Origin of the sequence: Micrococcus sp. KBS0714 (assembly GCF_002008305.4) — a bacterium.
Taxonomy (GTDB): Bacteria; Actinomycetota; Actinomycetes; order Actinomycetales; family Micrococcaceae; genus Micrococcus; species Micrococcus luteus.
Genome location: NZ_CP042169.1, coordinates 943,059 through 959,558 on the forward strand (window position 1 = coordinate 943,059; position 16,500 = coordinate 959,558).

Annotated in this window: 17 protein-coding genes; 15 read left to right on the forward strand and 2 right to left on the reverse strand. The window is 75.4% G+C overall.

The features are described 5' to 3' along the window. The first annotated feature begins 24 nt into the window (after positions 1 to 24). Genes B1A86_RS04315 through B1A86_RS04325 form a run of 3 tightly spaced genes read left to right on the forward strand, consistent with a single transcriptional unit; the run spans position 25 to position 2,869 of the window. A complete protein-coding gene (locus B1A86_RS04315; protein ID WP_078026044.1) occupies positions 25 to 699 on the forward strand; it encodes a 1-acyl-sn-glycerol-3-phosphate acyltransferase in 675 nt (224 codons plus the stop codon). Further along, positions 696 to 1,733, forward strand: a complete 1,038-nt coding sequence (locus B1A86_RS04320) for an NAD(P)H-dependent glycerol-3-phosphate dehydrogenase (RefSeq protein WP_078026045.1) — start codon at positions 696 to 698, stop codon at positions 1,731 to 1,733. Before B1A86_RS04315 ends, B1A86_RS04320 begins: the two co-directional genes overlap by 4 nt. Next, on the forward strand, positions 1,730 to 2,869 hold the full coding sequence (locus B1A86_RS04325) for a D-alanine--D-alanine ligase family protein (protein ID WP_073115650.1): 1,140 nt from the start codon (positions 1,730 to 1,732) through the stop codon (positions 2,867 to 2,869). The genes B1A86_RS04320 and B1A86_RS04325 overlap by 4 nt, the downstream gene beginning before the upstream one ends. Before the next feature lie 17 nt (positions 2,870 to 2,886). On the opposite strand, the gene B1A86_RS04330 is transcribed toward B1A86_RS04325, so the two are convergent. Next, positions 2,887 to 3,366 (reverse strand): DUF3515 family protein, encoded by a 480-nt coding sequence (locus tag B1A86_RS04330; protein WP_036382062.1) that lies wholly within the window; start codon positions 3,364 to 3,366, stop codon positions 2,887 to 2,889. Between the two features lie 89 nt (positions 3,367 to 3,455). Here B1A86_RS04330 and B1A86_RS04335 point away from each other — a divergent pair, with 89 nt between their 5' ends. From B1A86_RS04335 to rsmD, 4 genes are read left to right on the forward strand one after another with little or no spacing between them, the layout of a single operon-like run. Next, on the forward strand, positions 3,456 to 4,580 hold the full coding sequence (locus tag B1A86_RS04335; protein WP_078026046.1) for an LCP family protein: 1,125 nt from the start codon (positions 3,456 to 3,458) through the stop codon (positions 4,578 to 4,580). Next, entirely contained in the window at positions 4,577 to 5,617 is a 1,041-nt protein-coding gene (locus tag B1A86_RS04340; RefSeq protein WP_078026047.1) for a DAK2 domain-containing protein, read from the forward strand. The genes B1A86_RS04335 and B1A86_RS04340 overlap by 4 nt, the downstream gene beginning before the upstream one ends. Continuing rightward, entirely contained in the window at positions 5,607 to 7,799 is a 2,193-nt protein-coding gene (locus tag B1A86_RS04345) for an ATP-dependent DNA helicase RecG (RefSeq protein ID WP_078026048.1), read from the forward strand. Before B1A86_RS04340 ends, B1A86_RS04345 begins: the two co-directional genes overlap by 11 nt. 3 nt (positions 7,800 to 7,802) lie before the next feature. Beyond that, positions 7,803 to 8,366 (forward strand): 16S rRNA (guanine(966)-N(2))-methyltransferase RsmD, encoded by a 564-nt coding sequence (rsmD, locus tag B1A86_RS04350; protein ID WP_002856399.1) that lies wholly within the window; start codon positions 7,803 to 7,805, stop codon positions 8,364 to 8,366. A gap of 270 nt (positions 8,367 to 8,636) precedes the next feature. Here the strand turns inward: rsmD and B1A86_RS04355 are convergent, their stop codons facing one another. Then, positions 8,637 to 9,890 (reverse strand): aminotransferase class I/II-fold pyridoxal phosphate-dependent enzyme, encoded by a 1,254-nt coding sequence (locus tag B1A86_RS04355; protein WP_078026049.1) that lies wholly within the window; start codon positions 9,888 to 9,890, stop codon positions 8,637 to 8,639. 132 nt (positions 9,891 to 10,022) lie between these two features. Here B1A86_RS04355 and coaD point away from each other — a divergent pair, with 132 nt between their 5' ends. The 8 genes from coaD (at position 10,023) to B1A86_RS04395 (ending at position 16,448) form a co-directional block, all read left to right on the forward strand. Next, positions 10,023 to 10,496 carry a pantetheine-phosphate adenylyltransferase gene (coaD, locus tag B1A86_RS04360; protein WP_010078952.1) on the forward strand — a complete coding sequence of 158 codons (474 nt, stop codon included), beginning with the start codon at positions 10,023 to 10,025 and terminating at the stop codon, positions 10,494 to 10,496. A 68-nt stretch (positions 10,497 to 10,564) separates the two neighbouring features. Further along, positions 10,565 to 11,479 carry a UTP--glucose-1-phosphate uridylyltransferase GalU gene (galU, locus tag B1A86_RS04365; RefSeq protein WP_078026050.1) on the forward strand — a complete coding sequence of 305 codons (915 nt, stop codon included), beginning with the start codon at positions 10,565 to 10,567 and terminating at the stop codon, positions 11,477 to 11,479. Positions 11,480 to 11,653: 174 nt separating this feature from the next. After that, complete coding sequence (locus B1A86_RS04370) at positions 11,654 to 12,226, forward strand: DUF177 domain-containing protein (RefSeq protein ID WP_002856392.1); 573 nt, start codon at positions 11,654 to 11,656, stop codon at positions 12,224 to 12,226. Between the two features lie 2 nt (positions 12,227 to 12,228). Further along, entirely contained in the window at positions 12,229 to 12,432 is a 204-nt protein-coding gene (gene rpmF / locus B1A86_RS04375) for a 50S ribosomal protein L32 (RefSeq protein WP_002856390.1), read from the forward strand. A 73-nt stretch (positions 12,433 to 12,505) separates the two neighbouring features. Further along, positions 12,506 to 13,168, forward strand: a complete 663-nt coding sequence (rnc, locus tag B1A86_RS04380; protein WP_012750822.1) for a ribonuclease III — start codon at positions 12,506 to 12,508, stop codon at positions 13,166 to 13,168. Between the two features lie 4 nt (positions 13,169 to 13,172). Further along, positions 13,173 to 14,090 carry a bifunctional DNA-formamidopyrimidine glycosylase/DNA-(apurinic or apyrimidinic site) lyase gene (gene mutM, locus B1A86_RS04385; RefSeq protein ID WP_036381198.1) on the forward strand — a complete coding sequence of 306 codons (918 nt, stop codon included), beginning with the start codon at positions 13,173 to 13,175 and terminating at the stop codon, positions 14,088 to 14,090. Between the two features lie 50 nt (positions 14,091 to 14,140). Continuing rightward, positions 14,141 to 15,286: an LCP family protein gene (locus B1A86_RS04390; protein WP_078026051.1), complete on the forward strand. Its 1,146-nt coding sequence runs from the start codon at positions 14,141 to 14,143 to the stop codon at positions 15,284 to 15,286. Further along, positions 15,276 to 16,448, forward strand: a complete 1,173-nt coding sequence (locus tag B1A86_RS04395; RefSeq protein ID WP_078026052.1) for a glycosyltransferase family 4 protein — start codon at positions 15,276 to 15,278, stop codon at positions 16,446 to 16,448. Before B1A86_RS04390 ends, B1A86_RS04395 begins: the two co-directional genes overlap by 11 nt. Positions 16,449 to 16,500: the final 52 nt, after the last annotated feature.

Sequence of the window (16,500 nt, forward strand, 5' to 3'; positions counted from 1 at the left end):
CGGGCCCCCTACGTGATCCCGGGGGTGATCGTGCGACCGGCGATGCGGGCCCTCGTCCGCCAGGTGTGGGAGGGGACCGAGCACCTGCCCGAGACCGGCGCGATCCTCGCCGTCAACCACATCTCGGAGGTGGACCCGCTCTCCGTGGCCCACATGGTCTACAACCAGGGCCTGCTGCCGACCTTCCTCGCCAAGGCCGAGCTCTGGAAGGTGCCCGTGCTCAAGCAGGTCCTCGAGGCCACCCGCATGATCCCGGTCGAGCGCACCCGCGACGGCGGCCGCTCGCTCGCCGCCGCCCGCGAGGCCGTCGCCACGGGCCGGGCGATCATCGTCTACCCGGAGGGCACCGTCACCCGCGATCCCGACGGCTGGCCCATGGCCGGGCGCAACGGGGCCGTGCGCCTCGCCCTGCAGACCGGCGCCCCGCTCATCCCCGTCGGTCAGTGGGGCATCCAGGAGCTGCTGCCGTACGGCGGCCGCTCCCTCCGCGTCCTCCCGCGCAAGACCGCCCGGATCCGGGTCGGCGCGCCCGTCGACCTCGCGGACCTGCGGGACCGCCCCGTGACGGCGGGGACCCTGCGCGAGGGCACCGGCCGCATGATGGGCGCGATCACCGACCTGGTCGCCGAGCTGCGCGGAGAACCGGCCCCGGAGGGCCGCTGGGATCCCACGGCCGGAGCGCGGGTGGCCGAGGCATGAGCGATCCGCGCACCGTCGCCGTCCTCGGGGCCGGCAGCTGGGGGTCGGCCTTCGCCCGCGTCCTGGGCCTGAGCACCAGCCCCGAGTCCGCCCGCGCGTCCGAGATCGTGATGTGGTCCCGGCGGGCCGAGGTCGCCGAGGCCATCACCGAGCGACACGAGAACCCCGAGTACCTGCCCGGCATCACCCTGCCCACCTGCGTGCGCGCCGTCACCGACGCCGCCGAGGCGGTCCGGGGCGCCGGCGTCGTGGTGGTGGCCGTGCCCGCGCAGCACGTGCGCGAGACGCTGCGCACCGTGCGCGCCGACCTGGCCCCGGACGCCGTCGTGGTCTCCCTCGTCAAGGGCCTCGAGCGCGGCACCGACGCGCGGATGTCGCAGGTCTGCGCGGAGGAGCTGGGCCTCAGCCCGGACCGGTTCGCGGTGGTCTCCGGACCCAACCTCGCCCTCGAGATCGCGCGCGGCGAGCCCACCGCCACGGTGGTCGCCTCGGCCTCGCGCGCGACGGCGGAGCGCATCGCCGCCCTCACGGCCGGCCGGACCTTCCGGCCCTACACGAACACGGACGTCGTGGGCGTGGAGATCGGCGGCGTGGTGAAGAACGTCATCGCGCTCGCCGTGGGCATCTGCGACGGGCAGGGGCTGGGGGACAACTCCAAGGCCTCCGTCATCACCCGGGGCCTGGCCGAGACCACCCGGCTGGCCGTCGCGCTCGGCGGCGACACGGACACCATGGCCGGGCTCGCCGGCCTGGGCGACCTCGTGGCCACGTGCGCCTCGCCCCTCTCCCGCAACCGCACGGCCGGCCGCCACATCGGCACCGGCCTCAGCGCGGAGGAGGCGGTGGCCGCCATGAGCCAGACGGCCGAGGGCATCAAGTCCGTCTCCGCCATCGTGCACGCCGCCCGCGCCCACGGTGTGGAGATGCCCATCAGCGAGCTGATGGACCGGGTGGTCGCCGGGGACGTGGCCGTGGACCGCCTCGCCGAGCTGCTGCTCGCCCGTGACCTGAAGTCGGAAGGACGCACCGCATGACCGCCACCCCCGCCCCGGAGGCCGCCGCCGACGCGCGTCCCCGCGTGCTCCTGCTCTTCGGCGGCCGCTCGAGCGAGCACCCCATCAGCTGCGTGACCGCGGCGGGCGTGCTGCACGCGGCCGACCGTCAGCGCTGGGACGTCGTGCCGGTGGGTGTGGCCCGCTCCGGCCTGTGGTCGCACGACGAGCTGGACGTGGCCTCGTTCCGCCTGGACGGCGACGCCCTGCCGGAGGTGCCGGAGCCCGAGGCCCCGGTGAGCCTGCGCGCCCTGCCGGACGGCACCGTCGAGCTGACCGCGGCCGACGGCTCCTCGCTGGGCCCGGTGGACGTCGTGTTCCCGCTGCTGCACGGCCCCTGGGGCGAGGACGGCACCCTCCAGGGCATGTTCGAGTCGCTGGGTCTGCCCTATGTGGGCTGCGGCGTGCTCGCCTCCGCGGTCGGCATGGACAAGCACTTCATGAAGGTCGCCTTCCAGGCCGCCGGCCTCGAGGTCGGCCCGTGGGAGACCATCACCGCCCGCGACTGGGCGCGCGATCCGGAGGCGGCCCTCGCCCGCGCCGGGGCGCTCGCCTACCCGCTGTTCGTCAAGCCCGCCCGCGCCGGCTCCTCCTTCGGCATCACCCGCGTCACCGAGCCCGCGGGTCTGCGCGCCGCCGTCGAGGAGGCCCGGCGCTTCGACCCCAAGGTCGTGGTGGAGGCGGGCATCGTCGGCCGCGAGATCGAGTGCGCCGTCCTCGACGGGCACGGCTCCGCCGCCCCGCGCGCCTCGCTGCCGGGGGAGATCGTCGTGGCCCACGACGAGGGCGAGACGCAGTTCTACGACTTCGAGTCGAAGTACCAGGACACCGGCACCACCCAGCTGTCCTGCCCGGCCGAGCTGCCGGAGGAGGAGATCGAGCGGCTGCGCGCCCTGGCGATCCGCGCCTTCGAGGCCGTGGACGGATCCGGCCTGGGCCGCTGCGACTTCTTCTTCACCCCGGACGGGCGCTGGGTGGTCAACGAGATCAACACCATGCCGGGCTTCACGCCCATCAGCATGTACCCGGCCATGTGGGAGCGGACGGGCCTGTCCTACGACGATCTGATCTCGGAGCTGCTGGACCTCGCCCTCGAACGGGGCGTCGGCCTGCACTGACGCGGTCCGCGCCGGTCTCAGCCGACGGGTGTGGCGTCCTGCACGCCGACGCAGCCGCCGCTGGGCTCGATCTGCGCGACCGCCGAGGACAGGCCCACCATCACGGTGTCCGAGCTGGCCTGGTCCTTGCCGAACAGCACCTCCACGGCCGGGTCACGGCCGTAGGTGGTGATCCGCCAGTTCTCGTCCTCGTCCCGGACGACCCAGTCGATCCCGTCCACGGAGATGCAGCGGTCCGTGGTGGGGCCGGGGACCTCGGCGCCGCAGCGCAGGACGACGGCGGCCGGGTCACCCCACACGGCCGTCGCCTGGCTGTCGGTGGGGCGCAGGTCGAGGTCGCCCAGGGCGTCGGGCATGGCCACCATGGCCGGGGCACACGCCGGGTCAGCGGCGTGGGGCGCGGCCTCCACCGTGGCCACCCGTCCGGTGCAGGCCGTGGCGCCGAGGGCGATCGCGGTCAGAAGGGGCACGAGACGACGCAGACGGCGGGATTCCATCCGCCCAGGATACGTGCGGCGCCGGGACCCGCGGGGGCCCGTGCCCTAGCATGGGCGAGACCGTTCCCGTCCCCGCCTCAGGAGCCCACGTGAGCAGCACCGCGGACCCCCGCCCCCGCCCCCCGCAGGAGGACGTCGCCGTCGGGCGGCGCCGTCGTCGTCGCCGCCCGTGGCTGATCGCCCTGGCGGTGGTGCTCGTGGCGCTGCTGGCCGTGGGCATCGCGGCGGCGGTGTACGTCGGCGGGATCGCCCGGACCATCGACCAGGACACCCAGCGCTTCGACGGCGGCGCGTTCCCCGCCGAGTCGGGCCGCCCGGGTGCCGCGGGGGCGTCCGCCCAGCAGCCCACCGCGCCGCCGCCCGGCATGGACGCGGACCAGGCCGCCGAGGGCGCCCAGGGCCCCGTCGCCCCGGACGCGGACGAGAAGGCGGACGAGCAGGCACTCGACGTGCTGCTCGTCGGCGAGGACGCGGGCGCGGAGGGCCGTGACTCCGCCGGCCGGTCGGACACCCTCATGTGGGTCCACGTGCCCGGGGACCGCAGCGAGATCCAGGTCATGTCCATCATGCGCGACATGTGGGTGCCGATCCCGGGGCACGGGGACCACAAGGTCAACGCCGCCTACCAGTACGGCGGCATCCCGCTGACGGTGGCCACCGCGGAGAACATGTTCCAGGCACGCGTGGACCACGTGATCGCCGTGGACCTCGCCGGCTTCAAGGGCCTCGTGGACGCCCTGGGCGGCGTCAGCGTGGACAACCCCAGCGCCTTCGTCTCGACCGGCGGCATCGACTTCCCCGCGGGCACCGTGCAGATGGACGGGGACAAGGCCCTGGCCTACGCACGGGAGCGGTACAACCTGCCGCGCAGCGACTTCGACCGTGTGGAGAACCAGCAGCGCCTGGTCAAGGCCATCGTGGCCGCGTTCCTCTCCCGCGACACCCTCTCGGACCCGAGCCGCGTGCAGGCCGCCGTCGAGGAGTTCGCCCCCTTCCTGACCCTCGACGACGAGCTCGACTCGAGCACCCTCGCGAACCTGGCGTGGTCCCTGCGCGATGCGCGCGACGCCCCGATCGTGACCAGCACGGTGCCGTCCGTGGGCGTGGGCTACACGGACACCGGAGAGGACGTCGTGTGGCCGGACTGGGCGGCGATCGCCCGCCTCGGCGAGGGCATCCGCACCGGCACCCTGGGGGAGACCGTCGCGCAGTGAGCACGCCGTCCCGGCCGTCACTGGTACGGCACTGGCTCGCGCTCGCGGAGGAGCTCGTGGGCCGGGCCGCGCCGCGACTCGACGCCCTGAACCTCTTCCCGGTCCCGGACGCGGACACGGGCACGAACATGCTCGCCACGCTGACGGCGGCCCGCACCGCGGCCGACGCCTGCCCCGCACAGGACGACGCCGGCGCCGTGCTCGCGCACGCGGGCGCGGCCGCGCTGGACTCGGCCCGGGGCAACTCGGGCATGCTGCTCGCGGTCAGTCTGGCGGGGATGGCCGAGCCCCTGCGCGGCCGGGAGCGCGTCGACGCGTTCGCCCTGGCGGCGGCGTTCGGAGCCGCCGACCGGGCCGCCCGGCAGGCCCTGTCGGATCCGCGCGAGGGGACGATCCTCACGGTGCTCTCCGCGGCCGCCCGCAGCCTCGCGCGCTCGTCCACCCAGGCTCCCGACACGCCCGCGGTGGCCGGCGACGCGGACCCGGCCGTGCGCCTCGGCCCGGCCGTGACCCTCATGCTGGCCGACTGCGTGCAGGCCGTGGAGGAGACCGAGTCGCTGCTCGCCCCGCTGACCCGGGCGCACGTCGTGGACGCCGGCGCCGTCGGGCTGCTCTGGGTGTTCGAGGCGCTGCGCGCCGTCGTGACGGGCACGCCCGTGGACGAGGAGCTGGCCACCGCCCTCCCCGGCTACGGCGAGGGCGCCCACGCCGCGGAGGCCGAGCCTGCCGCCGCGGCGGAGGCGCCGGCCGAGGGGGCCGTCGAGGTGATGGGCACCCTGGCCCTCACCCCGCTCGCCGCGGCCGAGCTGCGCCGTCGGCTGACGGAGGTGGGGGACGCCGTGATCCTGGCCCCCCTTGGGACCGCCCGTGACGGGCAGGGCCGGGTCCCGTGGCGGGTCCACGTGCACGTGCCCCGCGCCGAGGACGCGATCGGCCCCCTGCGGGCCGCCGGCGACGTCGAGGGCCTGACCGTCACCGACCTGGCCGGGCCGTCGCACGGCGACGACGCCGCACCGGACGGGTGCCATGGCCGCTGAGGCCCCCGTCACCGACCTGCCCCTGTCCGAGGTGCTGGGTGGGAAGCTGCCCGCCCGCCTCGAGAGGGAGCTCGGGCTGACCACGGTCGGGGACCTGCTGGACCACGTGCCGCGCCGCTGGATCGAGCGCGGCGAGCTCACCCCCATCGCCGCGCTGCCCTACGACGCCGAGGTGACCGTCGTCGCCGTCGTGGAGTCGGTCACCACGCGGCGCATGCACAGCCGGCCCGGGTTCATCGTGGACGTCACCGTCGCGGACCCGTCCGTGGCCGGCGTGCCGGGGGCGAGCCTGTCCATGGCCTTCTTCAACGGCCACGACGCCCGCCGCCGCCTCGCCCCCGGGATGACCGCCATGTTCCAGGGCCGCACGACCGAGTACCGCGGCCGGATCACGCTGAACAACCCGGACTTCGCGCTCCTGGACGACGACGTCGCCCCGGGGGAGGTGGACGTGCGACCGGTCCCGCTCTACCGGGCCACGGGGAAGCTGCCGTCGTGGACGGTCCGCTCCGCCGTCGCCCGGGTGCTCGAGACCGTCGACCTGGGACGGATCCCCGAGCTGCTCACCGAGCGGATCCGCGCGGAGGCCGCTGCGGCGCTCGACCTGGACGTGCCGCTGCCTGGCACCGCCCAGGCGTACCGGGACCTGCACGCCCCGAACGACGTCGCCGCCACCGGCCCGGCGCGGACCGCTCTCGCCCTGCGTGAGGCGCTGCTCGTCCAGGCCGCGCTCGCCTGGCGCCGGAACCGGGAGCGGGCGGTGCCCGCCGTGCCCCGCCCGCCGCGGGCCGGGGGCCTGCTCGAGGCCCTGGACGCCCGCCTGCCGTTCGCGCTGACGCCCGGCCAGGTGGCGGTGGGGGAGCAGCTGTCCGCCGAGCTGGCCCGGGACGCCCCGATGAGCCGGCTGCTGCAGGGGGACGTGGGCGCGGGCAAGACGCTCGTGGCCCTGCGGGCGATGCTGCAGGTCGTGGACGCCGGCGGCCAGGCCGCCCTGGTGGCACCCACCGAGGTGCTCGCCGCGCAGCACCACCGTGCCCTGCTGCGCCTGATGGGCCCCCTCGCCGAGGCCGGCACCCTCGGGGCCGGCGACGGCCCGGCCACAAGGATCGCGCTGGTCACCGGCTCGCTCAAGACCGCGGCGCGCCGCGAGGCGCTGCTGGCCCTGGCCTCCGGCGAGGCCGGGATCGCCGTGGGGACGCACGCCCTGCTCTCCGAGAAGGTGGGCTTCGCCGAGCTGGCCCTGGCCGTCGTCGACGAGCAGCACCGCTTCGGCGTGGACCAGCGCGAGGCCCTGCGGCGGGCCAACCCCGGCACGCACCTGCTCGTCATGTCCGCCACGCCCATCCCACGCTCCGTGGCGATGACGGTGTTCGGCGACCTGGACCTGTCGGTGCTCGAGGGGCTGCCCTCGGGGCGACAGCCGGTCACCACGCACGTGGCGCGGATGGCCCACGGCCCGCGCGTGATCGGCCGGGTGTGGGAGCTGATCGCCGAGCACGTGGCGGCCGGTCACCAGGCGTTCGTGGTGTGCCCGCGCATCGACCCCGACGACGCCGACCCGGGCCACGCCAACGTGGAGGAGATGACACCCCGGCTGCGGGGTCTCCCGGCGCTGGCGGGACTGCGGATCGACGCCGTGCACGGGCGCATGGACCAGGCCGAGCAGGACGCGGCGATGCAGGCCTTCGCGCGCGGCGAGACGGACGTGCTCGTGGCGACCACCGTCGTGGAGGTGGGCGTGGACGTGCCCAACGCGACGGTCATGGCGATCCTCGACGCCGACGACTTCGGCCTGTCCACCCTGCACCAGCTGCGCGGCCGCGTGGGCCGCGGACCCGGGGCGGCGGTCTGCCTGCTGGCCACGCGCCTGCCGGACGGGCACCCGTCGCTGCGCCGGCTCGAGGTCCTGGCCCAGGAGCAGGACGGCATGCGCATCGCGCAGGAGGACCTCGCCCAGCGCGGTGTCGGCGACGTGCTCGGCGCCGCCCAGTCCGGGCTGGCCTCGGGGCTGCACCACGTGGACGTCATCGCCGACGCCCCGCTGATCGCCGTGGCCGCCGACGCCGTCGCGCAGGTCATGGCGGCCGGCCCGGGGCTCTCCGCCCACCCGGCGCTCGCCGCCGAGGTGGCCCGCTGGGAGGCCGAGCACCTCACCGCCGCCGACTACCTCGAGAAGGGCTGAGCCATGTCCCGCATCATCGCCGGCGCGGCCGCCGGGCGGCCCCTGACCGCCGTCCCCGGCACCGGCACGCGCCCCACCACGGACCGCACCAAGGAGGCCCTGTTCTCCTGGCTCGAGGCCCGCGACTGGCTGGACGGGACGGCCGTGCTCGACCTCTACGCCGGCTCCGGCGCCCTGGGGTGCGAGGCCGCCAGCCGCGGAGCGGCATCGGTGCTGCTGGTCGAGCGGGACCGGAAGGCCGTGACCGCGTGCCGCGCGAATGCCGCGCTGGTCAACCGGGCGCGCGGGGCCGACGTCGTGCGCGTGCGCGCCGGGAGCGTGGAGCAGGCGCTCGCGGCGGAGGCCGCGCCCGTGGACCTGATCCTGGCCGACCCGCCGTACCCGGTGGCCGGCCCGCCGCTCGAGGCCGTGGTGGAGGCGGCGGCCGAGCGGCTCGCCCCGGGCGGGCTGCTCGTGCTCGAGCGGGCGGCCCGGGACGCGGCGCCGCGCCGGCCGCGCGGCCTCGAGGAGGTCGAGGTGCGCGTCTACGGCGAGACCGCCCTGTACCTCTGGCAGGACGAGCGCTGACCCCGCCCACCCGCTTTCGTTCGGGAAACGGCGGCGTGTCGGCCCGTTTTCGTTCGGGAAACGGCGGCGTGTCGGCCTGCTTTCGTTCGGGAAACGGCGGCGTCTCGTCCCGTTCTCATTGGGGCGACGAGAGGGCGGAACGGACTGTGCTCAGCACCGAACCGCGAGCACGGCGGCCGCCGTTTCCCGAACGCAAGTGCTCCGGGGACCGCCGTTTCCCGAACGAAAATGCTCTGGGGACCGCCGTCTCGTCAACGAAAGCGTCGGGGGTCAGGCCGCGCGCAGCCGCGGGGCCGCCTCGGCCAGGCGGCGCATCGCCTCGTCGATCGCATCCGGGGACTTGCAGAACGCCAGCCGCAGCCACGACCGCAGGTGGCCTCCGTCCGGGCGGCAGAGCGCGCCCACGGGGATGCCCGTGACGCCGGCCTCACGCGTCCACCGCACCGCGGCCTCGGCCGCGTCCGTCACACCCCACGGGGCGAGGTCCACGACGACGAAGTAGCCCGCCGCCGGGACGACCGGGTCCAGGCCCGCCTCCCGCAGGCCCGCCACGAGCCGATCCCGGGCGTCGCGGTACCGCTCGCGCTGGCCGGCGAGGTGCCGTTCGGCGCCGTCGGTGGGCAGATAGGCACCCAGCGCGCGCTGGAAGGCGGGGCCGGAGGAGTAGGTGAGGAACTGCTTGACGGCGCGCGCGGCCCCGACGAGCTCGGCCGGGCCGGTCAGCCAGCCGACCTTCCACCCGGTGACGGCGAACGCCTTGCCCGCGCTGGAGACCGTCAGGGCGATGTCCTCGGCGCCCGCGACCGAGCGCAGGCTGACGTGCTCGCCCTCGTAGACGAGGTGGTCGTAGACCTCGTCCGAGAGGATCAGCACGCCCCGGGACCGGCACAGGGCCACGAGCTCCTCGAGCAGCTCCCGCGGATAGACCGCACCCGTGGGGTTGTGCGGCGTGTTCACGATGAGCAGGCGCGTGCGGTCGGTCATCGCCGCGGCCACCCGCGCCGGGTCCGGAAGGAAGTCCGGCGCCTCCACCGGCACGCTCACGTGCCGGGCGCCGGCCAGGGCGATCGTGGCGGCGTGCGAGTCGTAGAACGGCTCGACCGTGACGACCTCGTCGCCCGGGCGCACGAACGCCAGGACCGTCGCGGCGATGCCCTCGGTCGCGCCCGTGGTGATCATGACCTGCGTGGCGGGGTCCTCCGTCACGCCCCAGTGGCGCCGGCGGTGCTCTGCGACGGCCTGCCGCAGCGCGGGGTCGCCGGTGCCGGGGGCGTACTGGTTGGGGCCCGCCAGCACGGCGTCGGCCGCCAGCCGCAGCAGCGCGTCGGGGCCGTCGGCGTCGGGGAAGCCCTGGCCGAGGTTCACGGCCCCGTGCTCGACGGCGAGGCCCGTCATCGTCTCGAACACGGTGGGCACGGGGCCGGCGTCGCCGAGCAGGCCCGCGGCCGCCGCCGTGCGACGCCACGGCGCGTCCACGTCGACGTCGTGCGGTGCTGCCCCGGGGGTGGGCTGGGTTCCGTCCATGGCCGCACTGTACCCATCGCCGCGGACCGCACACGGCGGCGCACGCCGCGCCCGGCAGGACCGCGACGCGCCGGGGCCGGACCGGACGGGCGTCCGTCGCCGCCCGGCGCGGCCCCCGCTAGGCTGGCACCCATGCGTCGTGCCGTCTGCCCTGGTTCGTTCGATCCCCTCCACAAGGGGCACGTCGAGGTGATCGCGCGAGCCGCGAACCTCTTCGAGGAGGTGGTGGTCGCCGTGTCCGCCAACCCGGCCAAGACGTACCGCTTCAGCGTGGACGAGCGCATCGCCATGATCGAGGCGACGGTGTCCTCCCTCGCCGGTGTCGCGGTCCGGCCCATGGGCCCGGGCCTGCTGGCCGAGTTCTGCCGGCAGATCGGCGCGGACGCGATCGTCAAGGGGCTGCGCGGCGGCGCCGACCTCGAGTTCGAGGCCCCGATGGCCGCGATGAACCGCCACCTGACCGGGGTCGAGACGGTCTACCTCCCGGCCGACGCCCGGTACACCCACGTGTCCTCCTCGCTCATCAAGGAGGTCCACGGACTCGGCGGCGACGTCGCCGAGTTCGTCCCGGCCGCGGTCCTGCGCGGCCTCGACGGCGGGGCCTGACCCCGCCCGGCCCACCCGCGGGCCACCCTTCCGCTCGTCCCACCGCATCAACCGCAGGAGAACCGCCGATGACCGTCCCGCCCCCCTCCCGCCCCCGCACCCGCAAGGCCGTCATCCCGGCCGCCGGCCTGGGCACCCGCTTCCTGCCGGCCACCAAGGCCATGCCGAAGGAGATGCTGCCGGTGGTGGACCGGCCGGCCATCGAGTACGTGGTGACGGAGGCCCGGCGTGCGGGCCTCGCCGACGTGCTGATGATCACGGGCCGGAACAAGCGGGCCCTCGAGGACCACTTCGACCGCCATCCCGCGCTGGAGGCCGCGTTGGAGCACAAGGGCGACACCAAGCGGCTCGCGCAGATCCACGAGTCGGACCTGGTGGGGGACATCCACTACGTCCGCCAGGGCGAGGCCCTCGGGCTCGGCCACGCGGTGAACTGCGCTCGCCGCCACGTCGGCGAGGAGCCGTTCGCGGTCCTGCTGGGCGATGACATCATCGGCGACGGCGAGGCGCTGCTCGAGCGCATGATCGACGTGCAGCAGCGCCTCGGCGGCTCCGTGATCGCCCTCATGGAGGTCCCGGAGGAGGCCGTCTCGGCCTACGGCGTGGCCGCGGTGCAGGCCGTGCCGGGGGAGGGCGACGACGTCGTCCGCGTCACCGACCTCGTGGAGAAGCCGGCCCGCGAGGACGCCCCCTCCACCCTCGCGATCATCGGCCGCTACGTGCTGGCCCCGCAGGTGTTCGACGTGCTGGACGAGACCCCGCCCGGCCGCGGCGGGGAGATCCAGCTCACCGATGCGCTGCAGAGGCTGGCCACGGAGGACGGCGAGGGCCGCGGCGTGCACGCCGTCGTCTTCGACGGCCGCCGCTACGACACGGGGGACAAGCTCGGCTACCTGCAGGCGGTCATCGAGTTCGGCACCCGGCACGAGGACCTCGGGGCCGACCTGCGGGCCTGGCTCCGGGAGTTCACCGCCGGGCTCTGAGCCGGGCCGGCGACGCGCAGGACGCCGCCGGCTTTGGCCGAGGCGGACCCACCCGGTAGGATGGGCTGTCGGTCCGTCGTGGCTGGACCCGTGTCCAGGCCGCATCGCACCCCCGCTGAGGGCGTGCGGACGGGCCGTGTACCCCCGCCGTCCCACCCGCCGAGAGGAGCGACCATGGACAGCATCCAGCACCACGGCGCCGACTCGCCGTGGGTGATCCCCGTGCGCGATCTGACGCGCGGGGCCGGAGTCCAGCGCGAGCTGACGGCCGAGTGGCCCGCCCCCGCGGGCGTCTCCACGCCGCTGCTGGGGATCCCCGAGGGGGACCCCGTCGAACTGGACCTGCGTCTGGAGTCGGTGCACGAGGGCGTCCTCGTCACCGGCACCGCGGACGCGACCCTGAAGGGCGAGTGCGGCCGTTGCCTGCGCCCGCTGCACGAGGGGATCACCGTGGACCTGCAGGAGCTGTACCTCACCGGCACGTCCGAGGACGACGCCGGCGAGCAGCCGCTCGTGGTGCGCGAGACCGTGGACCTGGAACCCGTGTTCCGGGACGCCGTGGTCATCGCCCTCCCGTTCCAGCCGCTGTGCCGGCCGGACTGCGAGGGCCTGTGCGCCGACTGCGGCATCCGCCTCGAGGACGCGCCCGAGGGGCACGCCCACGAGCGCGTGGACCCGCGCTGGGCCGCCCTGGCCCACCTCGCGGGCACCTCAGAGACCTCCATCACCGAGACAGAAGAGAGATAGTCGTGGCAGTCCCGAAGCGGAAGATGTCCCGTGCCAACACCCGTGCCCGCCGGTCGCAGTGGAAGGCCACCGCGCCCGCCCTGGTGAAGTCCGTCGAGAACGGTCGCGTCTCGTACCGCCTGCCCCACCAGGCCGAGCTGAAGACCGACGCCGCCGGCACCCCCCTGTTCTTCGAGTACAAGGGCCGCAAGGTCGCCGACGCCTGAGATGGCGTCCCCATCGGCTCGTCGCGGGCCTGAGCCCGCGCCCGAGCCAGAAGAGCTGTTCGAGCGTCTCGGCGTGCACATCACCGCCGGGACGCTCGAACGTGCTCTGACGCACCGCTCGTTCGCCTACGAGCAGGGCGGGCTGCCCACCAACGAGCGCCTCGAGTTCCTCGGGGACTCGGTGCTGGGCTACGTGGTCACCGACCACATCTTCACGGTGTACCCGGACCTGGCCGAGGGCGACCTCGCGCGCCGCCGGGCCGCCGTCGTGTCCACGCGTGCCCTGGCGAAGGTGGCGCGCCGGATCGGCATCGGCCCTTTCGTGCGCCTGGGCACGGGGGAGCGCCGCACCGGCGGGGCGGACAAGGACTCGATCCTCGCCGACACCCTCGAGGCGCTCATCGGCGCCGTCTACGTGGACCACGGGGCCGTGGCCGCGGCCGCACTCGTGCACCGCCACGTGGTGCCGCTGCTGGACGAGCCGGACCTGCTGCGCGAGAGCACCGACTGGAAGACGGTCGTGGCCGAGGCCGCCAGCCGCCACGGTCTCGGCGCCGTCCGCTACGCGATCGAGGGTCAGGGCCCCGCGCACGACCCCCGCTACCGGGCCACCCTCGTCGTCGGCGAGCGCGAGTACGGCTCCGCCGTCGCCAGCTCCAAGAAGCAGGCCGAGCGGGACGCCGCGGCCGCCTCCTGGCCCGCCCTCGAGGCGGATCTGCCGGCCGCGGGGCGCTGAGCCCGTGCCGGAGCTGCCCGAGGCCGAGGTCGTCCGGCGCGGCCTGGCCCGGTGGGCCACGGACGCCGTCGCCGCGGAGCTCGAGGTCCTCGACCCCCGCTCGCTGCGTCGCAGCCCCGGCGGCGCGGACGCCCTCCGGGAGCGGCTGCGCGGCGCCCGGCTGGCCGAGCCGGCTCGCCGCGGCAAGTTCCTCTGGCTGCCCCTGGCCGAGGGCGACGACGCCGTCGTCGTGCACCTGGGGATGAGCGGGCAGATCCTCGTGGACGAACCGGGGGCCGCCGACCAGCGTCACCTGCGCCTGCGCCTGCCCGTCACCGCCGTGGACGGCTCCGCCCGCGAGCTGCGGTTCGTGGACCAGCGGATCTTCGGCGGCTGGTGGCTCGACGCGCTGCGGCCCGACGACGCCGCCGGCGGCGAGCGGATCCCCACCACGGCCGCCCACATCGCCCTGGACCCGCTGCACCCGCTGTTCGACCCCGCGGCCGTGCACGCGCGCCTGGCACGGCGCCGCTCCACCCTCAAGCGCGCGTTGCTGGACCAGTCGCTGGTCTCCGGGATCGGCAACATCTACGCGGACGAGGCCCTCTGGGGCGCCCGCCTGCACCCCGAGCGCCCGACCGAGCGCATGCGCCGGGCGGACACGCTGCGCCTCCTGGCGGCCGTCCAGGACGTGATGCGCCGGGCCCTGGAGGTGGGGGGCACGAGCTTCGACGCGCTCTACGTCAACGTGGACGGGCGATCGGGCTACTTCGCCCGCTCCCTGGCGGCCTACGGGCGCACCGGGCAGCCGTGTCGCCGCTGCGCCGCCGAGGGGGTCGACTCCCGCATCGTCCGCGAGCCGTTCATGAACCGTGCGAGCCACCTGTGCCCGCGCTGCCAGCCCAGGCCGCGCCGTCGCCGGGCCGCGGCGGCCGACGCCTGACGGGGCGTCCGTAGACTGGGCTGACCCCCGACCTCGAGCAGGAGACCCGAGTGAGCCATCCCCCGGCCGCGTCCTGGACGCCCGAGCCCCTGCCGCGCCCCGAGCCCCCGCGCGACGACGCCCCGCCGGTCGCGCGGCGCCGCCGGCGCTGGCCGTGGGTCGTCGGCCTGCTCGCCGTCCTGCTCGCGGCGCTGCTCGGCCTGGGCGCCTGGTACACGAGCTCGCTCGGGCGCACCTTCGACGACCACCGGCAGACGGTGGACGTGGGGGCGCTCGAGCAGGCGGCCGGCAACGGCCCGCTGAACGTGCTCGTCCTGGGCTCCGACTCCCGCGAGGGCGAGGGCGAGCAGGACATGGGCCAGCGTTCGGACACCATGATGCTCGTGCACATCCCCGCGGACCGACGCCAGGTCTACGTCATGTCCGTGCTGCGGGATTCGTGGGTCACCGTGCCCGGCCACGGCGAGGCGAAGATCAACTCGGCCTTCGACACGGGCGGCTACACCCTCGCCGTGGACACGGTGGAGCTGCTGCTGGGAGTGTCGATCCACCACGTCCTCGAGGTCGACTTCCAGGGCTTCCGGGGCGTGACGAACGCGCTGGGCGGCGTCGAGGTCTGCAACCCGCGGGCCTTCTCCTCCGGTCAGGCCAACCCCTCGTACTACCCGCGCGGACACATCCTGCTGCAGGACACCGCCGCCCTGCGCTACGTGCGCGAACGGCACGCCTTCGACGACGGCGACGTCACCCGCGTGGAGAACCAGCAGCGTTACCTGGCCGGGGCGATGGACCGCTTCCTCAGCCCGCAGATCCTGGGCAATCCCGCCCGCACCACCGAGGTCGTCGCCACGTTCTCCGACCACCTCGGTGTGGACGAGGGGCTCACGTCCGGCGTGATCGCCTCGCTCGCGTGGCAGCTGCGCGACGTCCGCGGCGAGGACGTCGAGATGTTCACGGTGCCTCGCAAGGGCTTCGCGGAGGGCCCGAACGGCGACGCCATCGTCGAGCTCGACGAGGACAAGCTGGCGGACCTGCGGTCCGCCCTCGCCGACGACGACGTCCAGCGCTACGTCGACGAGCACGAGCCCACGAAGGAGAAGAAGGCCCAGGCCGCCGGCGGGCCCGCCCCCGTGCTGACCCTGCTGACCGGCACCACGCCCGCACCTGTCCTCGGGGAGGACCCCTGTGACGACTGAGTCGCGCCGCCCCCGCCTGCTGCTGGTCTCCCACTCCTACCGGCCCGAGCGCACCCCTCCCGCGCGTCGCTGGGGCGCGGTCGTGGCGGCGCTGCGGTCGGCGGGCTGGGACGTCGACGTCGTCGCGCCCGGGGGTGTGCGCCCCTTCGCCGGGCCCGACGGCGAACGTGTCCTGCCCACGCCTCGCCTGCCCCTGGGGGAGGCCGGTCGCAACGGTCGCTTCGCCGAGGCGGTGGTGCACGCGCTGCTCGCCGTCCCCCGTGGGATGGCCACCCGACGCCCGGACGTGGTGGTGGCCACCGTGCCCGCGCTGCCCGTGGTGGTGCCCGGCGTCGTTCTCTCCCGCCTCTGGCGCCGTCCCCTCGTGCTGGAGATGCGCGACGCCTGGCCGGATCTCGCCCACGAGGCCGGGGTCCACCAGGGCCTGCTGGGCGCCGCGATGGAGCGCGTCGTGACCGGCGGCCAACGCGCGGCCCGACTCGTGGTGACCGTCACGGACGGCTTCGCGGAGACGCTGCGCGGGCGCGGCGTGCGGGTGGTCCGCACCCTGGGCAACGGTGTGGACCTGGCCCGCCTGGCGGTGGCGCCGCGGCGAGAGCGGGCCGCCGGTGAGCTCCACGTGCTGTACCTGGGCAACATGGGCGAGAGCCAGGGGCTCGAGCGGCTCATCGACGCCGCGGCGACGCTGCGGCGCACCCGGCCGGGGGTGCGCGTCCGGCTGGTCGGGGAGGGGACCCGGCGTCCGGCGCTGGAGGCCCGCAACGCCGAGCTCGGCTCGCCGGCCGAGATCCTCGGACCCGTCCACGGCGCGGCCGTGGCCGAGCAGTACGCGTGGGCGGACACGCTGGTGGTGGCCCTGCGTCCCGACTGGCCGAGCTTCCGGCACACCGTGCCCTCCAAGACCTACGAGGTGCTCGCCGTCGGCCGGCACGTCACGGGCCTGGTGACGGGGGAGGCCGCCCGCACGCTCGAGGCGGCCGGTGGCGCCGACGTCATCGGCCCGGACGTGGACGACCTGGTGCGGCACCTGACGGCGCTCGCGGACGACCCGCACCGCACCGACGTCGGCGCGGGCGGACGCGACTGGGTGCGCCGCCACGCCGACCTGCCGGCCGTGGCCCGCCGCTACGAGCGAGTGCTGCGCCGCGTCGCCGGTCGCTGAGCCCGACGTCGGCCCCTTGCTAGGGTTGACGCCGCCGCACCCGGCCGGGTGC